General features: G+C 31.9%; 14 protein-coding genes and 2 pseudogenes. 14 read left to right on the top strand and 2 right to left on the bottom strand.

What is annotated here, in order from left to right; translation table 11 throughout:
* Positions 1–94: 94 nt before the first annotated feature.
* The 7 genes and pseudogenes from CD150_RS03760 to CD150_RS03730 all read left to right on the top strand — a co-directional run bounded on the left by CD150_RS03760 (position 95) and on the right by CD150_RS03730 (position 8,975).
* Positions 95–1,269: pseudogene (locus CD150_RS03760) on the top strand (MFS transporter).
* The gene (locus CD150_RS03755; protein ID WP_073343745.1) at positions 1,266–3,023 is read left to right on the top strand and encodes an IucA/IucC family protein; all 1,758 of its coding nucleotides are present in this window, start codon (positions 1,266–1,268) and stop codon (positions 3,021–3,023) included. Before CD150_RS03760 ends, CD150_RS03755 begins: the two are co-directional and overlap by 4 nt.
* A gap of 2 nt (positions 3,024–3,025) precedes the next feature.
* On the top strand, positions 3,026–4,087 hold the full coding sequence (locus CD150_RS03750) for an alanine racemase (protein WP_073343741.1): 1,062 nt from the start codon (positions 3,026–3,028) through the stop codon (positions 4,085–4,087).
* Between the two features lie 94 nt (positions 4,088–4,181).
* Positions 4,182–5,192 (top strand): ABC transporter substrate-binding protein, encoded by a 1,011-nt coding sequence (locus CD150_RS03745; protein ID WP_046208399.1) that lies wholly within the window; start codon positions 4,182–4,184, stop codon positions 5,190–5,192.
* Between the two features lie 12 nt (positions 5,193–5,204).
* A complete protein-coding gene (locus tag CD150_RS03740) occupies positions 5,205–6,239 on the top strand; it encodes a FecCD family ABC transporter permease (protein WP_070037706.1) in 1,035 nt (344 codons plus the stop codon).
* Entirely contained in the window at positions 6,236–7,198 is a 963-nt protein-coding gene (locus tag CD150_RS03735; RefSeq protein ID WP_073343733.1) for a FecCD family ABC transporter permease, read from the top strand. The genes CD150_RS03740 and CD150_RS03735 overlap by 4 nt, the downstream gene beginning before the upstream one ends.
* A 403-nt stretch (positions 7,199–7,601) precedes the next feature.
* Positions 7,602–8,975, top strand: coding sequence for a YjiH family protein (locus tag CD150_RS03730; protein ID WP_046208396.1), 1,374 nt, complete (start codon positions 7,602–7,604; stop codon positions 8,973–8,975).
* 104 nt (positions 8,976–9,079) lie between these two features.
* Here the strand turns inward: CD150_RS03730 and CD150_RS03725 are convergent, their stop codons facing one another.
* The gene (locus CD150_RS03725) at positions 9,080–9,397 is read right to left on the bottom strand and encodes a heme oxygenase (RefSeq protein WP_073343730.1); all 318 of its coding nucleotides are present in this window, start codon (positions 9,395–9,397) and stop codon (positions 9,080–9,082) included.
* 182 nt (positions 9,398–9,579) lie between these two features.
* A complete protein-coding gene (locus CD150_RS03720) occupies positions 9,580–9,840 on the bottom strand; it encodes a SunI/YnzG family protein (RefSeq protein WP_046208394.1) in 261 nt (86 codons plus the stop codon).
* 177 nt (positions 9,841–10,017) lie between these two features.
* On the opposite strand from CD150_RS03720, the gene CD150_RS03715 reads away from it, so the two are divergent.
* The 7 genes and pseudogenes from CD150_RS03715 to salA all read left to right on the top strand — a co-directional run bounded on the left by CD150_RS03715 (position 10,018) and on the right by salA (position 17,467).
* Positions 10,018–10,518 carry a metal-dependent hydrolase gene (locus tag CD150_RS03715; protein WP_103161354.1) on the top strand — a complete coding sequence of 167 codons (501 nt, stop codon included), beginning with the start codon at positions 10,018–10,020 and terminating at the stop codon, positions 10,516–10,518.
* A 115-nt stretch (positions 10,519–10,633) separates the two neighbouring features.
* A complete protein-coding gene (locus CD150_RS03710) occupies positions 10,634–11,821 on the top strand; it encodes a UTP--glucose-1-phosphate uridylyltransferase (RefSeq protein WP_073343727.1) in 1,188 nt (395 codons plus the stop codon).
* 18 nt (positions 11,822–11,839) lie between these two features.
* Entirely contained in the window at positions 11,840–12,523 is a 684-nt protein-coding gene (trhA, locus tag CD150_RS03705; protein ID WP_103161353.1) for a PAQR family membrane homeostasis protein TrhA, read from the top strand.
* 248 nt (positions 12,524–12,771) lie between these two features.
* A complete protein-coding gene (sdrM, locus tag CD150_RS03700) occupies positions 12,772–14,115 on the top strand; it encodes a multidrug efflux MFS transporter SdrM (protein ID WP_103161352.1) in 1,344 nt (447 codons plus the stop codon).
* Between the two features lie 188 nt (positions 14,116–14,303).
* Entirely contained in the window at positions 14,304–14,759 is a 456-nt protein-coding gene (locus CD150_RS03695; RefSeq protein ID WP_046208389.1) for a SepA family multidrug efflux transporter, read from the top strand.
* Between the two features lie 66 nt (positions 14,760–14,825).
* Positions 14,826–16,235 (top strand): annotated as a pseudogene (locus CD150_RS03690) (MDR family MFS transporter).
* Positions 16,236–16,402: 167 nt separating this feature from the next.
* Positions 16,403–17,467, top strand: a complete 1,065-nt coding sequence (gene salA / locus CD150_RS03685; protein ID WP_046208387.1) for an iron-sulfur carrier protein/transcriptional regulator SalA — start codon at positions 16,403–16,405, stop codon at positions 17,465–17,467.
* The last annotated feature ends 196 nt before the right edge of the window (positions 17,468–17,663 follow it).

Below are 17,663 nucleotides of genomic sequence, written 5' to 3'. Positions count from 1 at the left end.
CCTCTAAATATTATTTTACAAAAGTATAGGATATTTGTATAATCCATAATATCGATAATGATAATTATTATCAATTAAAAAGTCGGGTGAAAATATGGCAAAGTACTTTTTTTCAAGTTCTTTCCTATTATTTTTAGGAAATTGGATTGGACATATCACTTTAAATTGGTATGTGTATTCGTTATATCATAACGCAATTTATCTTGGACTGATTAATTTTTCCGCCTTGTACCTATTTTGCTCATAAGTGTATGGGCTGGTGCAATAGCAGATCGATATAATAGGGGGAAACTACTGAAAATAACTATCTCTTCCTCTTTTCTACTTACCACTTTACTGTGTGTCTTAATCTTTCAAGATTGGGATATACCGATTATAGTATTTTTATTATATTCTTTGGGTAGAGGTATGATGAGTGCAATAGAAACACCAGTACGTCAATCTGTGCTACCAGATTTGTCGAAACGCTTAACAACAACTCAGGTGGTTTCGTACCATTCATTTATTATTAATATTTGTCGATCAATAGGTCCTGCTATAGCTGGTTTAGTAATGGCAAACTATAACGCACAAATAAGTTTCAGTATACAAGCGATATGTTACTTAATATCCCTGATACTATGTTTGCCTCTAAAGTTTGAACAACCGCATTATAATGAAGTGGAAAAACAAATGAGTATTAAATTTGTGTTTGAATATTTTAAGGATAATAGCGTGGGCACAAGGATATTTGTAACATCTTTGTTTATCATGGCTAGTGGTTTTACATATACTTCACTATTACCAGTTTTAACAGATAAGACGTTCCCTGAACAAGTCACGATGTTTGGGACAGCGATGACATGTTGCGCAATAGGTGGAATTATTGCGACGATGATTTTACCTAATTTATTAGAAAATATTCCTATGGTGAAGATGTATTATTATAGTTCGATATTATTTGGCGTCTCTTTGTTAGGTAGTATTAGCCAGAATACGATATTGTTTTTTATTTCAATTTTCTTAATCGGCCTGTTCAGTCAATGGGCGCGTACAACCAATAGGATTTATTTTCAACATCGTGTTAAATCAGAACATCGAGGGAAGGTATTAAGTGTTGTAATGATGGATAGGGGGATGATTCCTTTAGGTGCTATGATCTTGAGTTTTTTAACAGAATATATAGGTATTATTGAAACATTTATAATTATGGGATTAAGCACCTTAACGATTGCATTAATATTTGGCATGATTAACAGACAAAGAAGAAACGGAGGCAATGTTGTATGATGCATCATTTATGGAAATCAGCAGATTTAAATATTCAATATCGCATGTTTAATGCGATTCTTAAAGAACATATTTTTCCAGAGAAAATGTTTTTTAAATCTTTTGATAACTGCGTAGAACTACAATATAAAGGACAAGCATTAGCTGTTAACTATATAAGAAAGAGTCCGTTAATGCGTTATGTTTTTGAGGGTGAGCTACGTTATATTAAAGGTGATGCAAGTGTCACTATTAAAACTTTGGAACAATTACTTGAAATATTAACAAATCAATTTGATATTCCTATTAGCGCTAGACTAACTGCAGAGTTACAATCAAGCCGAGAAGGTTTAGCGATGAGTTATGAAAATTTTAAGCATAGACAATCTAACATTCGTGATAGTTTGAAATTTTCAAGAATGCCTATGACCATCAACTTTTTTACATGGCTTCAACATATGAAAGAAAATAATGGTGTAAATGATTTAATTTATTCTGAAAGTCTTGTAGAGGAAGGCCATCCTACGCATCCTTTAACTAAAACAAAGCTGCCATTAACGAAAGAAGAAGTTAAATTATATGCGCCGGAATTTGAAAAAATTATTCCATTGAAAATTATGCTTATTCATAAACAATTTTGTATAGCAACTGCGATGGAAGGTGATGAACAATATATCATCAATCAAGTCATTCCTGAATATAAAGATAAAATAAAAGTATTTCTAGCTTCACATGATTTAGATTTAGCAGATTATCGCATTATACTTGTACATCCATGGCAATATGAAAATGTTATTCCACAACAATTTGGTCATTGGATAGAAACACAACGTCTTTTAGCGACGCCTTTTGATATAGAATCCAAAGCAACATTGTCTTTTAGAACAATGGATTTGCTCGATAAAACTTTTCATGTCAAGTTACCAATCAATGTACAGGCGACAAGTGCAGTGAGAACTGTTTCATCAGTAACCACCGTTGATGGCCCGAAATTAAGTTATGAGTTACAAGATATGATGGATGTATATCCTCAATTGAAAGTCGCTATGGAGCCCTATGGGTTACATGCTGATACAGATGAAGATACCGCACGACAATTAGCTTGTATCGTGCGCTATCAGCCACAAATTTCAAACACTGGTCTCACGATAGTAACAGGAAGTTTAGTCAACAGAAACCCTGTAGATAATCAAATTATTGTTGATAGTTATATAGAATGGCTTGGTTTAAAAGTAAGCAAAGCTTCAATTAAAACATTTATTAGTAATTATGCATTAACGCTTATAAAACCATTAATAGCGTATATCCAAGATTATGGTATTGCTTTAGAAGCACATATGCAAAATACCATTGTTCATTTGGATCAAGAATTTAAAATGGAATTTTTGATTAGAGATTTAGGAGGCTCAAGGATTGATTTAAATACGTTGAGGGGCCGATTACCTCACATTAATATTACTAATAAAAGTTTAATAGCTGAAAATATTGAAGCGGTAATCGCAAAATTCCAACATGCAGTCATTCAAAATCAAATGTCAGAACTAATCCATCATTTTACACAATATGAAGATATTGAAGCAGATGAATTATTTGAACTTGTGCGTGAAGCTGTTGAACAATCTATTGACCCTCAAAAAGCACATGCGCAAATATTACGACAAACCTTATTTGGATCCAAGATTAATGTAAAAGCATTGTTACGCATGAGAATGGAAGGTAAGGTTAAAAATTATTTAACTGTAGATTTAGATAACCCTTTAAGTAAAGAGGTGTAATTATGGCAAAGATCAAAGTAAATCTTTCTAAAATTAAGTACAATGCCATGACTTTAAGTGCGCTTTTAAATCAGCACCATATTGATTTTACACCTGTGATTAAATGTGTGGCTGGCGATGAAAAAATCGTTGAAATGTTTAAAAATATTGGCATTACACATGTTGCAGACGCAAGGATCAGTAATATTCAAAAAAGTACAGATAAAGCAATGTCTTATACATTAATTAGAAATAGTAACCGTAATGAATTAGAAAGTTTAGTTCATTACGTTGACACGAGTGTTCAAACTGAATTGGCAACAATACGACAAATCAATGAAATCGCAAGTAATTATGATGTGAAACATAATATATTGTTAATGGTCGATTGGAAAGATGCTAGAGAAGGTGTGTTGACTTACGATGTGATTGATTATATTAAAGAAATTATTAACATGCATCATATCTATCTTAAAGGATTGGCTTTTAATTTTATGTGTTTTAATGCAATTGCTCCGACTGAAGAAGATGTTAAGCTGATTAATCAATTTATAACTTCAATCGAGGAAGTCATGCATATGCAATTCGATGTTATCTCAGGTGGCAACTCTAGTATGCTATTACAAATGCTTTATAATGACTTAGGGAAAATTAACGAATTAAGGATCGGAGAAACTTTATTTAGAGGCATTGAAACGACGACGAATCATTCATTTGATACTTTATATCAAAATGCCATCATTTTAGAGACAGAAATTGTGGAAATTAAGCCACGCATTAACGTAAATGATGGTCAACATTATTTACAAGCAATTGTAGATATAGGAAATTTAGACACAGACGTCAACGATATTCAACCATTACATCATCAAGTGAAAGTTTTGGGGGCAACGAGCGATCACCTTATGATAGATTTGTTAAATAATGAACATTATCATATTGGAGATAGAATTCAGTTTAGCTTAGGTTACAAAGCTTTAGCACAAAGTATGTTTGTGCCTAATTTACCAAAAGACTATAAGCGTGATGATATCATTGAAAAAATGTGTTATCCCCAAATTAAGGGAATATTGAATAAAATTTGATTTTTATCAAGTTTTAATAAAAAAATTATTGACATTGAGAATCGTTATCAATAAAATTAGATGTGTAATGATACATATCTAAGGAGTGAAAACGATGAAGCAGAGATCTAAATGGATGGGTCTGTTATTAATTACAGTAACGCTTATCTTGTTAGCAGCTTGCGGTAAGGTTAGTGACAATGGTTCTGACCAATCTAAAAATGACGACAAAAGTAAAAACGGCACAACGATTAAGCATGATGGGGGAACAACGAACATTGATAAAAAACCTAAACGTGTAGTTGCACTTGAGTTTTCATTTGTTGATGCATTGGCTGCATTAGATATTAAACCTGTTGGTGTAGCAGATGATGGAAAAAAAGAGAGGATTTTAGCACCGATTCGTGAAAAAATAGGTGATTATCAATCAGTGGGTGCACGTAAACAACCAAATCTGGAAGAAATTAGTAATCAGAAACCAGATTTAATTATTGCAGATAGCAACAGACATAAGGGTATACAAAAAGATTTAGAAAAAATTGCCCCAACGATTATGTTACCAAGCTTTGATAGTGATTATAAAGATAACCTAGATGCTTTTAAAACAATTGCTAAAGCTACAGGTGAAGAAGATAAAGGAAAAGAGAGACTAAAAAAACATAATGAGTTAATGGATAAATACAAGAAAGAAATAACAATGGATAAATCACAACCCGTATTAGCGACAGTCATTGCCAAATCTGGTTTGCTCGCACATCCAGAAAACACATATGTTGGTGAATTATTGAAAGAATTAGGCTTTAACAACGCGCTTAATAAAACTGAAACAGATAACCTATCTAAATATTTGAAAGGACCATATTTACAACTAAATTCAGAAGTACTTTCAGATATTAATCCAGGACGCATGTTTATCATGGTGGACAAGGGAAAAAATGATCCAAACTTGAAAAAACAAGAAGAAGAACCAGTTTGGCAAAGTTTAGATGCTGTTAAAAATGATAGAATTGCAGTTGTAGATAGAAATACTTGGGCTCGTGCACGAGGCATCATTTCTTCTGAAGAGATAGCTAAACAATTAGTAGAGATTTCAAAAGATGAAAAAAATGATAAACAACAAAAGTAAGGTGAACGGTAAATGACTAAGTCTAATAGCATTAACCAAACCAAAACTGAAGATAAGAAACATAATAAACGCACAGCACTCACATTTATTGTGAGTGTGTGTGCGCTTTTTGTGATTATTTATTTTAACTTAAGTGTAGGAGCATCTCATATTACATTAAATGATTTTAATGATTATTTTTTAACGCATTCACATACTAAACAAACATTTTTAATACATAATGTACGAATCCCAAGAATGTTAGCAGGATTATTCATAGGTGCAGCGCTAGGGTTAGCAGGATTGTTAATGCAAGCAATGACTAGAAATCCATTGGCTTCTCCTCAAATATTTGGCGTAAATTCTGGCGCATCTTTCGTTATAGTATTGATTACTATGATCATGCCTTCATTGTCGACTTATGCCACGATATTCGCTTTTATAGGTGCATTTATAGGAGGGCTTACGGTTTATGCATTATCTGGCTCAACAAAAGGGATGACACCCATTAAGTTAGCGCTTGCTGGAATGGCTATCCATTTATTTTTTTCAAGCATGACACAAGGCATTATCTTATTAAATGAAGATGCTACATCAACGGTAATGTTTTGGTTAGTAGGGTCTTTATCGTCGATTACATGGACGCAAGTTTTAGGTATCTTGCCGTGGTTGATACTTGCATTTATTTGTACAATTATCATTTCTAAACAATTGACAATCATGGAATTAGGTGAAGATTTAGCAACTTCATTAGGCCAAAATGTTAAATTAATAAGAATGATTATTGGTATCTTAGTTATTGTACTGGCAGGTACTTCTGTTTCAATTGCAGGTCCAATCGGTTTTGTAGGTTTGATTGTACCGCATATCGTTAAACATTATATTCAAACAGATTATAGATTAATGGTTCCTTTAACAATGATTATCGGCGCAAATTTATTATTATTATCTGACGTTTTAAGCAGATTGATTGCCTTTCCTTTTGAATCACCTGTAGGCATAGTAACGTCATTTATAGGTGCTTTTTATTTCTTAGCATTTACAATAAAAGGGGTGAGAAGGCTATGATGAGACCATTCATATTTCGATATTCGTTTGTCACAGTATTGTTATTGATTGCGTCGATTGCGTCTCTTTCGATAGGTGCTGTATTCATCAATCCGTTTGAAGCAGTAAGTAGCCTTTTTACACAAAATAATTTTATTATTAACGAATATAGAGCACCAAGAATGTTTTTAGCATTAATTGTAGGTAGTAGCCTTGCCATTTCTGGCGCATTAATACAGGGCGTTGTAAGAAATGCTCTAGCTTCCCCTGATGTGATTGGTATTACCAAAGGTGCAAGTTTATCTGCTGTTACAATTATCATGTTATTTCCATCAGCGCCTTTATTTATATTACCGTTTGGCTCTTTTGCAGGTGCATTAATTATCAGTATGATTTTAACTATATTAATATCAAAATTTAATGTAAAAGGTTCTAAGTTAGCGCTAATTGGTTTAGCGATAGGTGCGATATGTACAGCAATCGTGCAATATATGCTCATACGTAACCCGCTTGATGCTAATACGGCATTAGTCTGGCTGACAGGTAGCTTATATGGTCATAGTATGTCAAATGTGTGGGTGATATTACCTTGGTTTATTGTTACATTACCAGTGATATTTTATTATTGTCATCAACTAGATATTTTAACATTAGGAGATGATATAGCGATTGCACTCGGAGCAAAAGTGAAAAAAGTAAAGGCAATACTTTTATTTTTAGCTGTTATTCTAGCAGGTGCTTCAATATCTGTTGTTGGGGGTCTAAGCTTTTTAGGACTTATTGCACCTCATATGGCTAGACAGTTAGTTGGTCACAAGCACAAACATATTACATTTATGTCTGGTTTGTTAGGCGCTTTAATTTTAATGATAAGTGACAGTCTAGCGAGAGGTATTCACCCGCCAATTGATATTCCAGTTGGTGTTATCGTCGCTATTGTTGGTGTGCCTTATTTTCTATTTTTATTAAGAAAATTATAAATTTAATATATAAAAGATTGAAAAAGAAAACGCTTTCATTTAAAGTAGAGGCTGAGACACAATAGATTCGTATTAGCCTCATTGCATATTGACAGTAAATGACTGAGCTGAAAATTAAAGTCCACTTCATTTTTTATCGAGTTAAAGGGACTTATGCATGAGCGACAGCTCAAGTAATTAATTTATAATTTTTTCAATTCTAGTCATGTTTGCAGGGGTGGGACGACGAAATCTATTTTATAAAATAGATTTCTGTTCCACTCCCTTTTAGTATCTATAAAAAATAATGACATTAAAAAGACATAAAAATTTGATTTACATATTTATACAAAATAGGTTATAATTATTGCTGTTGCTTTTAAAGTGTTTATAAAAATATATACACACCTAAGGGGTGAACAAAATGGACGATTACAGTAAAGCACAAATTATTAAAGGAAGATTAAAATTCATTTTGATGTCAGTTTTGGGGATCATACTATTTTTGATTCCTGTAACTGTGACTGAAGATGGCGAAAAGCAAACAACTTTACCAGTGGCATTTTTAGCAGGCTTATTAAAAGATTTATTAGGTGATGCGATGCCATTAATCATTGTAATAATAATAACTATTTCAGGTGTTTTATCTATCATCTGTTCGACGGTATTAAAAAATAAATTGCAACCTGAAGGATTAATGAATAATGCATTTAATGTAAAATTTGTTTGGCTTATTTTAAGAATTTTAGCCGTAATTTTTGTCTGGATGACATATTTAAAAATGGGATCAAAAGCAGTTTATTCTGCTGATACTGGTGGTTTAGTGTTTGAAAGTTTATTACCAACGCTTGTATCTGTATTTTTCTTTGCTGCGCTTTTTTTACCTTTATTAATGGAGTATGGCTTATTGGAATTATTAGGACCTATTTTCAGACCAATCATGAGACCATTATTCACATTACCAGGACGTTCGACAGTGGATAATTTAGCATCATTTATTGGTGATGGGACAGTTGGTGTTTTAATAACAAGTAGGCAGTATGAAGGTGGTTTTTATTCTAGACGTGAAGCGACAGTTATAGCCACTACCTTCAGTGTAGTATCATTAACATTTGCAATTGTAGTTGCAGAAACAGTACATATGCAAAATCATTTCTTTTATTTTTATTTATCAGTAATTGTATCATGTATTGTATGTGCTTTGATTTTACCTAGAATATGGCCGTTGAGTACGATTAAAGATGAATATTCAAAAGAAGTATCTGAGGAAATGCGTACTGAGAAGTTACCTGCAAATAAAACTGCTTTGAGACATGGTTTTGACATGGCTACTGAAACTGGAATCAAAGCACCAGGATTCAAATCGTTCTTTAAATCTGGTTTTAAAACAGTTATTGATATGTGGTTCGTTATATTACCAGTTGTGATGAGTGTTGGAACTTTAGCTACGCTCATTGCGACTTATACTCCAATATTTGGAATTATAGGTAAACCTTTTGTTCCATATTTAGAGTTATTGCAAATTCCAGAAGCTGCACAAGCTTCAGAAACTGTCTTAATCGGTTTTGCTGACATGTTCTTGCCATCTATTTTAATTGAAGGCGTTGGAAATGACATAACATTATTTGTCATTGGTGCTTTAAGTATTACGCAGTTGATTTATTTATCTGAAGTGGGTGGCGTGATTTTAGGATCTAAAATCCCAGTTAGTATTTTTAAATTATTTGTTATTTTCTTGATTAGAACAATCATTGCTTTACCGATTATTGCCTTAATGGCCCATCTTTATTTTAATTAAATTAAACAAAATAAAACACACATAAACGCATATTTGAAATTATTTTAAAAGTGATTGACCTTTAAAACGTTTCTTATGTGTGTAAATGTGTGTTTTTTATTTAATTAGTGAAGTTCTGTTAAAACAATTGCTTTGACGATTTTATTTCCTAAAATAGGTGATGGTTCATCTTGTGAAGAAGTGTTTTTTTGACTGTGCGCCTCTTTAAAAGCATCACTTTTTAGCCAACCATTAAAAGCTTCTTCATTTTCCCACCACGTATTAACATACATTTGGTCGTAATCTGTCTCGTCGTCTATTAACCATACTTCAATATGATGAAAGCCATCTAAATCTTGAATTTTTCCACCTTGTGTAAATTTCGGAGCTAGCTTTTCAGCAAACCCTTTCTTAACATCTATTCGATTAGTAACTACATACATATTTTCCACCTACTTTCATATTGATATTTTTAGTATAGCATTTAACTAAACTGTTATCTGATTGAAACCCCTTATTTATTATTTCATGTGTTTGCATATAAAAAGAAGTGAAATCCTATTTTTCAGAATTTCACTTCTTTTTATAATCAATTAAATTCACTAAATTTAACTTTTAGTGATTACTATTTTGTAATTTCATTATAAACTTTTTGATCATTTTGTGTGTAAATAATGTATTCATGGTTATCAGTATCGATGATAACACGATTAGTTTTTCCAAATGTAGAACCAATACGTGAAACTTTATCTCTATCTAATTTTGGAACTGCATGGATATTTTGATCTTGTGAAACATTTTTAATCTCGCTTGTTGGAATCTTAATATCAGCGACTCTCCATTGAATTCTTACTTCATTATTATCTTTTTTTACTGTCATTGCCATATCGTGAACACATCCTTTAAATTATTTATAGCTATAGCATACAACAAAAAGTAATCGTTTTCAAGTGATTGTGTGATACTTTTGATTATTATGTCATACTATTTATCTTTTACGAAAGTATGTTCGCGTTATTGTGAATTTTATGGTAAAATTTAGCCGAGAAAAGGGGCAATGAACATGACAGGCAAAACTCACACATCATGCGGTTTGTTAGTAGGTGCATTAACTATAGAATACTATCAAACAGATTTATTTACATCGATAACAATAATGACACTTGCAGTTATATCAAGCTTATTACCTGATATTTGTCACACGCAGAGTAGAATCGGCAGGCGATTTAAAGTATTAAGTTTTTTTGTTCGTATACTGTTTGGGCACAGGACATTCACACACTCGTTATTATTTATTTCTATAATTGGTATCCTTTTATATATTATTCAAACACCAGAGTATTATTTAGTTTCAATTATCCTTGGTTTGCTTTCACATGTTATACTAGATATGTTAACGCCTAGAGGTGTAAAGTTATTATATCCAATATCGTTAACGATTAAATTCCCCTTAGTTTTTAAAACAGGTGGCTTAGTAGACTTATCGTTAGCAGGCGCGCTTTCAATAGGTGCACTATACGTATTATTCAAACCATTCTTTAATCATTTCTTTTTAAATTTATGATGATTATGGTTGTGATTATATTTGTAATAATATAAAGTGCATATAGTGAAATTATATATTCCTATTAGATATAAGATATATTTTTTATCTATTTTGAATATAAAGGAGAGAGGACATGTTAGATAAGAAAGAGTTAGAAAAGTTTAACCAAGAACATCTAATAGAATTTGAAAAATTAATGAGTAATAATGAAAAAGAACAATTAGCTAGTCAAGTGGATCAATTAGATTTAACTTACATTCAAAATTTATATCGTGATTTGTATTTAAATAAACAAATAATAGATGACATATCTTCAGTAAATGAAGTGAAATACGATATCAAAGAAAATTTCTCTGAAGAAGAAATTAAACAATTTGAACATGTTGGCCTAGAAGCTATTAAAAAAGGAAGATTTGCAGTAGTTTTAATGGCAGGCGGACAAGGCACACGATTAGGATACAAAGGACCTAAGGGTGCATTTGAGATTGAAGATGTGAGCTTATTTGAATTACAAGCACGTCAATTACTAGAATTGAAAGAACAAACGGGTGTTTATGTAGATTGGTACATTATGACAAGTAAAATAAATGATAGTCAAACTCAGTTGTTTTTTGAAGAAAAAAATTATTTTGGATATGACAAAAACCACGTTCATTTCTTTATTCAAGATAATATCGTTGCATTATCTGAAGAAGGAAAACTTATTTTAGATGTAGATAGTTCTATTTTAGAAACGCCAAATGGTAACGGTGGTGTATTTAAATCACTGAAAAAAGCAGGCTATCTTGAAGACATGACAGAAAATGGTGTTGAATATATCTTTTTAAACAACATTGATAATGTTTTAGTGAAGGTGTTAGATTTATTTTTTGCAGGATACACTTTCCAAAATAGTATGGATATTACGACGAAATCGATTCAACCTAAACACGGTGAGAGCGTTGGAAGGTTAGTTAAAAATGAGGATAAAGATACCGTGCTTGAATACTCTGAACTAGAAGCGGAAACTGCAAACCAATTAAATAATGCAAACATTGGTATACATATGTTTAAGTTACAATTTATTAACGCTGCTGTAGATAATAAATTGCCTTATCATTTAGCAGTAAAGCAGCTTAAACAATTGGATGACGATTTTGGAATTATTGAAAAGCCCGCTTTAAAATTTGAATTATTTTATTTTGATATTTTCCAATATGCACATAGTTTTCTTACATTACAAGTGCCAAGAGAAGAAGAGTTTTCTCCGTTAAAGAATAAAGAAGGGAAAGATAGTGTAGAAACTGCTACAGCTGATTTAAAACGTTTAAATAGGATCTAAGAAAAGGTGATTACACTAATGACTAAACCATTAGAGGTTAAAAGTAATAAAGTCACTAAAACATTTAAAAATATCATACCATTAACATTTGGAGAAGAAATTGGTAATGCAGTATCACATGGCGTCGCTGCCTTTGTAACTTTATGTTCTTTACCGTATGCAGCGTTACAAAGTTATTTTGCACATGGTATTTTAGGTTCTTTTAGTGTTTCTATCTATGTAATAAGTATTTTTTTAATGTTTTTATCTTCAACGGTATATCATACAATGCCTAATCATTCGTCGCACAAATTTATACTTAGAATCATTGATCATAGCATGATTTATATTGCCATTGCCGGTACCTATACACCTGTATGTCTAGTGTTAGTAGGTGGTTGGATAGGTTGGACAGCAATGATAGTTTTATGGGGCATAACCATTTGGGGCATACTCTATAAATCATTGGCTAAACATGTAAATCATAAGCTTAGCTTAACGATGTATTTAGTGATGGGTTGGATTGGGATAATATTTTTACCTACAATTCTTTTCGATACGAGCTTGAAGTTTATGTTATTCATATTGTTGGGTGGCATAGCCTATACGATAGGTGCTTGGTTCTATGCACAAAAAGAGCGACCGTATTTTCACATGATTTGGCATTTATTTATTTTAATAGCTTCTGTGTTTCACTTTATAGCTATTTTATATTTTATGTAATGGTCGAATAGATGGAACGTTTTAATGTAAAACATTATTATTTTATAAGATTAATGAGATTAAAGAAATACAGCCAATCAGGGAAGCGGGAGATAAATCAAAATGGTTCATTTGATTTTAATTCTCGCTTTCTTTTTAGTCATTTTTATAGGGCAAAAGAAGTAATTTACTGGAAACCTATTGAACTTAGGCACAAATAGTGATTTAGTAATGATTGATAATGAAAGTTTCGTGTTAGGAGATTAAATATGAATATAAAAACATTTGGTGTTGTTGTTGCATTAATATTAATTATGTTTATGTCTGCAATTGAAACATCAATCGTTTCATTAGCATTGCCAACTATAAAAGAAGATTTAAATGTGACTGGTTCAATATCACTGATATTTTCAGTTTACTTTATAGCAATTGTGATTGCTAATCCAATTGTAGGTGAATTATTGGATCGCACTAAAATTATATACATAACACTTTTGGGATTAGTATTTTTTACAATTGGAAGTTTTTTTTCAGGTATAAGTAGTACATTTGGTATTTTAATTATCTCGCGCTTTATTCAGGGATTGGGTGCTGGAATAATGATGGCTTTGAGCCAAATTGTCCCTAAGCTTGCTTTTGCAATTCCTTTAAGATATAAAATTATGGGAATTGTCGGTAGTGTATGGGGGATATCAAGTATTATAGGTCCGGTCTTAGGTGGTGGAATTTTAGAATTAGCTACTTGGCATTGGTTGTTTTTCGTTAATATACCTATCGCTATCATCGCCATGTTATTGGTAGTATTTACGTTTCACTTTAAACATGAACAGACGACAACTTCACATAAATTAGATATGAAAGGACTTATGTTATTTTATCTGTTTGTTTTCTTTTTAATGTTTACAGTAATGAATAACAGTCAGTGGTATTTAAATTGTCTTTCATTTATTATAGCAATTATTATGGGTATGATATTAATTAAAAATGAAAAGGGTGTAGCAGCGCCTTTCTTCCCTGTTAAAGAATTTAATAAAACTATCATACTCGTTTTTACTACAGATTTTTTATATGCAATGATACTGATGGGATATAATTTATATATGCCAATATATCTACAAGAAGAACTGGGACTATCTCCCTTGCAGAGTGGATTTGTTATTTTTCCAATTTCCTTTGCTTGGTTAGTGTTGAATTTTAATTTAAATAGGTTAGAAGCAAAAATGTCTAGAAAAGGTTTGTATATATTTGCTTTTACTCTTTTAACAATATGTGGCATTTTTATATTCGCAGGTACAAAAACACCGATATTTATAGCGTTTAGTTTATTGCTGGCTGGTGTTAGTTTTGGAACAGTGTATACGAAAGACAGTGTAATAACTCAAGAAGAAACGTCACCTCAGAATATGAAACGCATGATGTCACTATATACATTAACGAAAAGTCTAGGTAATTCTATCGGTTCTACAATTATGGGAACAGTTTATGGTTTAACGGTTTCATTTATCCATTTACCGATACACAATGTGATTATACTTAGTCTTATCATCTTGTTTATATTGTTTGTACTTTGGCAGACACAATATAAACAAGATAATCACAAATGCAATTCTTAGAATGAAAATGAAAAGTCATATGTATTTTAATTATTAAGCAAGTATTGAAGTTTAGTGAATTTTAATACTTGCTTCTTTGTATTTTGGTGTATGTTGTTATAATGGTAAAATAAGAAACAGTTTTTTTAATTAAGAGTTAATGTAAAATAAATAAAAAATAAATTAGATGAGAGGGAGGACAGTAAGCAATGAAATATATAAAGTATTTATTTACGACGCTTATTGTACTTTCGGTATTTATCATTTCAGGTGCTATATTTCTTGCATTCTTAGGATTTGGTTTATATGGATTAAGTCGTATCCTTATATTTTTTCATCTAGCATACTTTGGTTATAATAAAAGCTTTTATGATAACTTAATCTATTATGGTAGCTATATCGTATTGGGTTATTTTACATTATTTATCATTGAAAATTTAATGGATTATTTTAGGAAAAAACTACCAGACAACCCTTATTTTCAAGGGATAACGTATCATTTAATAACATTTACTGTTACCACATTACTATTCTATTTTATAGTTCACATTCATTATGCGTATATAGATATTGATTTTTGGGTAATTGTTGTAATTATGGGTATGTTATTTGTATGTAAAGAAGTCTTTTATCCTGATAGCGAAAATCTTAATCAGAATAAATAGTCGATGATATAAGTGGTGAGAGGTGATTAAGTGTCCGTAGAAAATTTGTCTAAAACAAATAGAAACATGATTGTTGCGGTTATGATTATCAGTGCTTTTATTGCTATATTAAATCAGACACTATTAAATACAGCATTGCCTCAAATAATGAAAGGGCTTCATATTAACGAAAGTAAATCGCAATGGTTAGTAACTGGTTTTATGTTAGTAAATGGAGTAATGATTCCACTGACAGCTTTCTTAATGGATAGAGTTAAGACAAGACCGTTATATTTGATAGCCATGGGTATCTTTTTACTTGGTTCAATCATTGCATCCATAGCGCCTTCATTTGGTATTTTAATGTTAGCACGTGTGATTCAAGCTATAGGGGCGGGTATCATTATGCCTCTAATGCAATTTACATTATTTATGTTGTTTCCCAAAAATGAGCGTGGGTTTGCAATGGGGCTCGCAGGACTAGTTATTCAATTTGCACCAGCGATAGGTCCAACCCTTTCAGGTCTAGTTATTGACTTGTCGAGTTGGAGAATGCCGTTCATTATTGTTGTAGGAGTATCATTGATTGGTTTTATCTTTGGAGCTATATTTATTAAAAGTTATAATACGACAAAAGATACGAAATTGGACAAACGTTCCGTAATCTATTCAACATTTGGGTTTGGATTGATGCTTTATGCGTTTAGTAGTGCTGGTAATCTAGGTTTTGATAGTCCAATTGTTATTGTTTCATTACTTGTCAGCCTATTTATTATCTAGGTATTTATTAAAAGACAATTGCAGGTCCCTAATCCTTTACTAAACTTAATTGTATTCAAAAACAGAGTGTTTACGTTAACTACAATTACATCCATGATTGTAATGATGTCTATGATAGGTCCAGCTTTATTAATTCCATTATATGTGCAAAACGCATTAGAATTGTCTGCGTTTCTTTCGGGTTTAGTTATCATGCCTGGCGCAATCATTAATGGTATCATGTCGATATTTACTGGTAAGTTTTATGATAAATATGGTGCTAGGCCGTTAATTATCATTGGTTTCAGTTTGTTGACTGTCTTCTCGATTATGTTATGTTTTTTAAGCGCCGATACCTCATATTTGTATCTCGTTATTGTATATGCTTTAAGAATGTTTTCAGTCTCACTCTTAATGATGCCTTTAAATACAGCTGGCATAAATGCACTTCATAAAAGAGAGATTTCTCATGGAACTGCAATAAGTAATTTTGGCCGTGTTACTGCGGGCTCCCTAGGCACGGCCTTGATGGTAACTGTTATGACAATAGGAACAAAAGTATATACTCAGAATGCTAGAGGTATAGAAAATAAAGAACTATTACAACGACAAGCGATTGCTAATGGTGTGGACTACTCATTTATAGTTATTAGTGTATTCGTTGTCATTGGGTTTAGCATAGCGTTGTTTATAAAGGAAAACAGGGATGTTAACGAAATTAAAACGCGAAAGGTCTAAAAAATAAAGAGGTTAGCTCCAGTTGTTAAGAATTAAAACAAATTGAGCTAACTTCTTTTGTATTACTAAGATTATATTTATACTAAATGTAAACTACTTAAAGCAAAATTAAGTGATGTTTGTTAGAATATTAATGGATATATTTATAAAATAGAGGGGGACGCTTTGTGTTAACGATAGAGCAAGTTAAAGAACTTGTTGGAGAACTTAAAGATCCAATTATTAATGTTCCTTTAAAGGAGACAGATGGGATCATAGAGGTAACAACAAAAGATGAGATAGAACATGTAAGTGTGAAGGTGGCAATGGCTCAGTTAGGAGGACAGCCTCAGTTAGATTTACAAATGGCTATTGTGGAAGTGCTGAAAGAAAATGGTGCGAATACTGTTGGGATAAGATTTGAAGAGTTGCCATCTGATGTTGTTGAACAATATAGAGGTAACAGTGATGACCAACCACAAACTATAGAAGGGTTATTATCAAAAGACAATCCTGTTGAATTTATAGCGATCGCTTCTGGAAAAGGGGGGGTTGGTAAATCCACTGTAGCTGTAAACTTAGCTGTTTCACTAGCAAGAGAAGGCAAAAAAGTTGGACTCGTAGATGCTGACATATATGGATTTAGTGTTCCAGATATGATGGGAATAGATAAAAAACCGGAAGTAGACGGCAAAGAGATTATACCGGTTGAAAGACATGGTGTTAAAGTAATCTCAATGGCATTTTTTGTTGAAGAAAACGCACCAGTTATATGGAGAGGACCTATGTTAGGTAAAATGTTAACTAACTTTTTTGTTGAAGTACGATGGGGAGATTTAGATTACCTGCTTTTAGATTTACCACCAGGTACAGGTGATGTTGCTTTAGATGTACATACGATGTTACCATCTAGTAAAGAAATCATTGTTTCTACACCTCATCCAACTGCAGCTTTTGTTGCAGCAAGAGCAGGAGCTATGGCTAAACATACAGAACATTCTATATTAGGTGTCATAGAAAACATGTCATATTTCGAAAGTAAAGAAACTGGAAATAAAGAGTATGTATTTGGTAAGGGTGGCGGAGAAAAATTAGCAGATGAGTTGCAAACTGAGCTTTTAGGTCAATTACCTTTAGAGCAACCATCATGGAATCCAAAAGATTTCGCACCATCCATTTACCAAGCAGAAGATCGACTAGGTAAAATATATCAATCAATGGCAAAACAAATCATCGACAAAACAAAAAAATAAGGTTTTTAGAAGCGTGAGTAGAAAACTAAAGTTTTCTACTCATTTTTTCTCTTGCAATTTTTTGAATTGGTGTTAAAATGATTTCTTGTGACCAACAAATGTGTTGTTATATAGTTGTAAAAGTTTGTTACAAAAATTTATATAAACCATTGACTTTTTATAGTCAAATTGATAATATATAAAAGTCCTCAAAAAC

Source organism: Staphylococcus ureilyticus (assembly GCF_002902235.1).
Lineage (GTDB): Bacteria > Bacillota > Bacilli > Staphylococcales > Staphylococcaceae > Staphylococcus > Staphylococcus ureilyticus.
Note: the sequence above shows the minus strand (reverse complement) of the source record. Positions and strands in the feature narration are given on the sequence as shown.

Excerpts from the sequence above, each read along its gene's own strand:
- CD150_RS03755 (WP_073343745.1), top strand. The coding sequence starts at position 1,266 with ATGATGCATCATTTATGGAAATCAGCAGATTTAAATATTCAATATCGC.
- CD150_RS03750 (WP_073343741.1), top strand. The coding sequence starts at position 3,026 with ATGGCAAAGATCAAAGTAAATCTTTCTAAAATTAAGTACAATGCCATG.
- CD150_RS03745 (WP_046208399.1), top strand. The coding sequence starts at position 4,182 with ATGAAGCAGAGATCTAAATGGATGGGTCTGTTATTAATTACAGTAACG.
- CD150_RS03740 (WP_070037706.1), top strand. The coding sequence starts at position 5,205 with ATGACTAAGTCTAATAGCATTAACCAAACCAAAACTGAAGATAAGAAA.
- CD150_RS03735 (WP_073343733.1), top strand. The coding sequence starts at position 6,236 with ATGATGAGACCATTCATATTTCGATATTCGTTTGTCACAGTATTGTTA.
- CD150_RS03730 (WP_046208396.1), top strand. The coding sequence starts at position 7,602 with ATGGACGATTACAGTAAAGCACAAATTATTAAAGGAAGATTAAAATTC.
- CD150_RS03725 (WP_073343730.1), bottom strand. The coding sequence starts at position 9,397 with ATGTATGTAGTTACTAATCGAATAGATGTTAAGAAAGGGTTTGCTGAA.
- CD150_RS03720 (WP_046208394.1), bottom strand. The coding sequence starts at position 9,840 with ATGGCAATGACAGTAAAAAAAGATAATAATGAAGTAAGAATTCAATGG.
- CD150_RS03715 (WP_103161354.1), top strand. The coding sequence starts at position 10,018 with ATGACAGGCAAAACTCACACATCATGCGGTTTGTTAGTAGGTGCATTA.
- CD150_RS03710 (WP_073343727.1), top strand. The coding sequence starts at position 10,634 with ATGTTAGATAAGAAAGAGTTAGAAAAGTTTAACCAAGAACATCTAATA.
- trhA (WP_103161353.1), top strand. The coding sequence starts at position 11,840 with ATGACTAAACCATTAGAGGTTAAAAGTAATAAAGTCACTAAAACATTT.
- sdrM (WP_103161352.1), top strand. The coding sequence starts at position 12,772 with ATGAATATAAAAACATTTGGTGTTGTTGTTGCATTAATATTAATTATG.
- CD150_RS03695 (WP_046208389.1), top strand. The coding sequence starts at position 14,304 with ATGAAATATATAAAGTATTTATTTACGACGCTTATTGTACTTTCGGTA.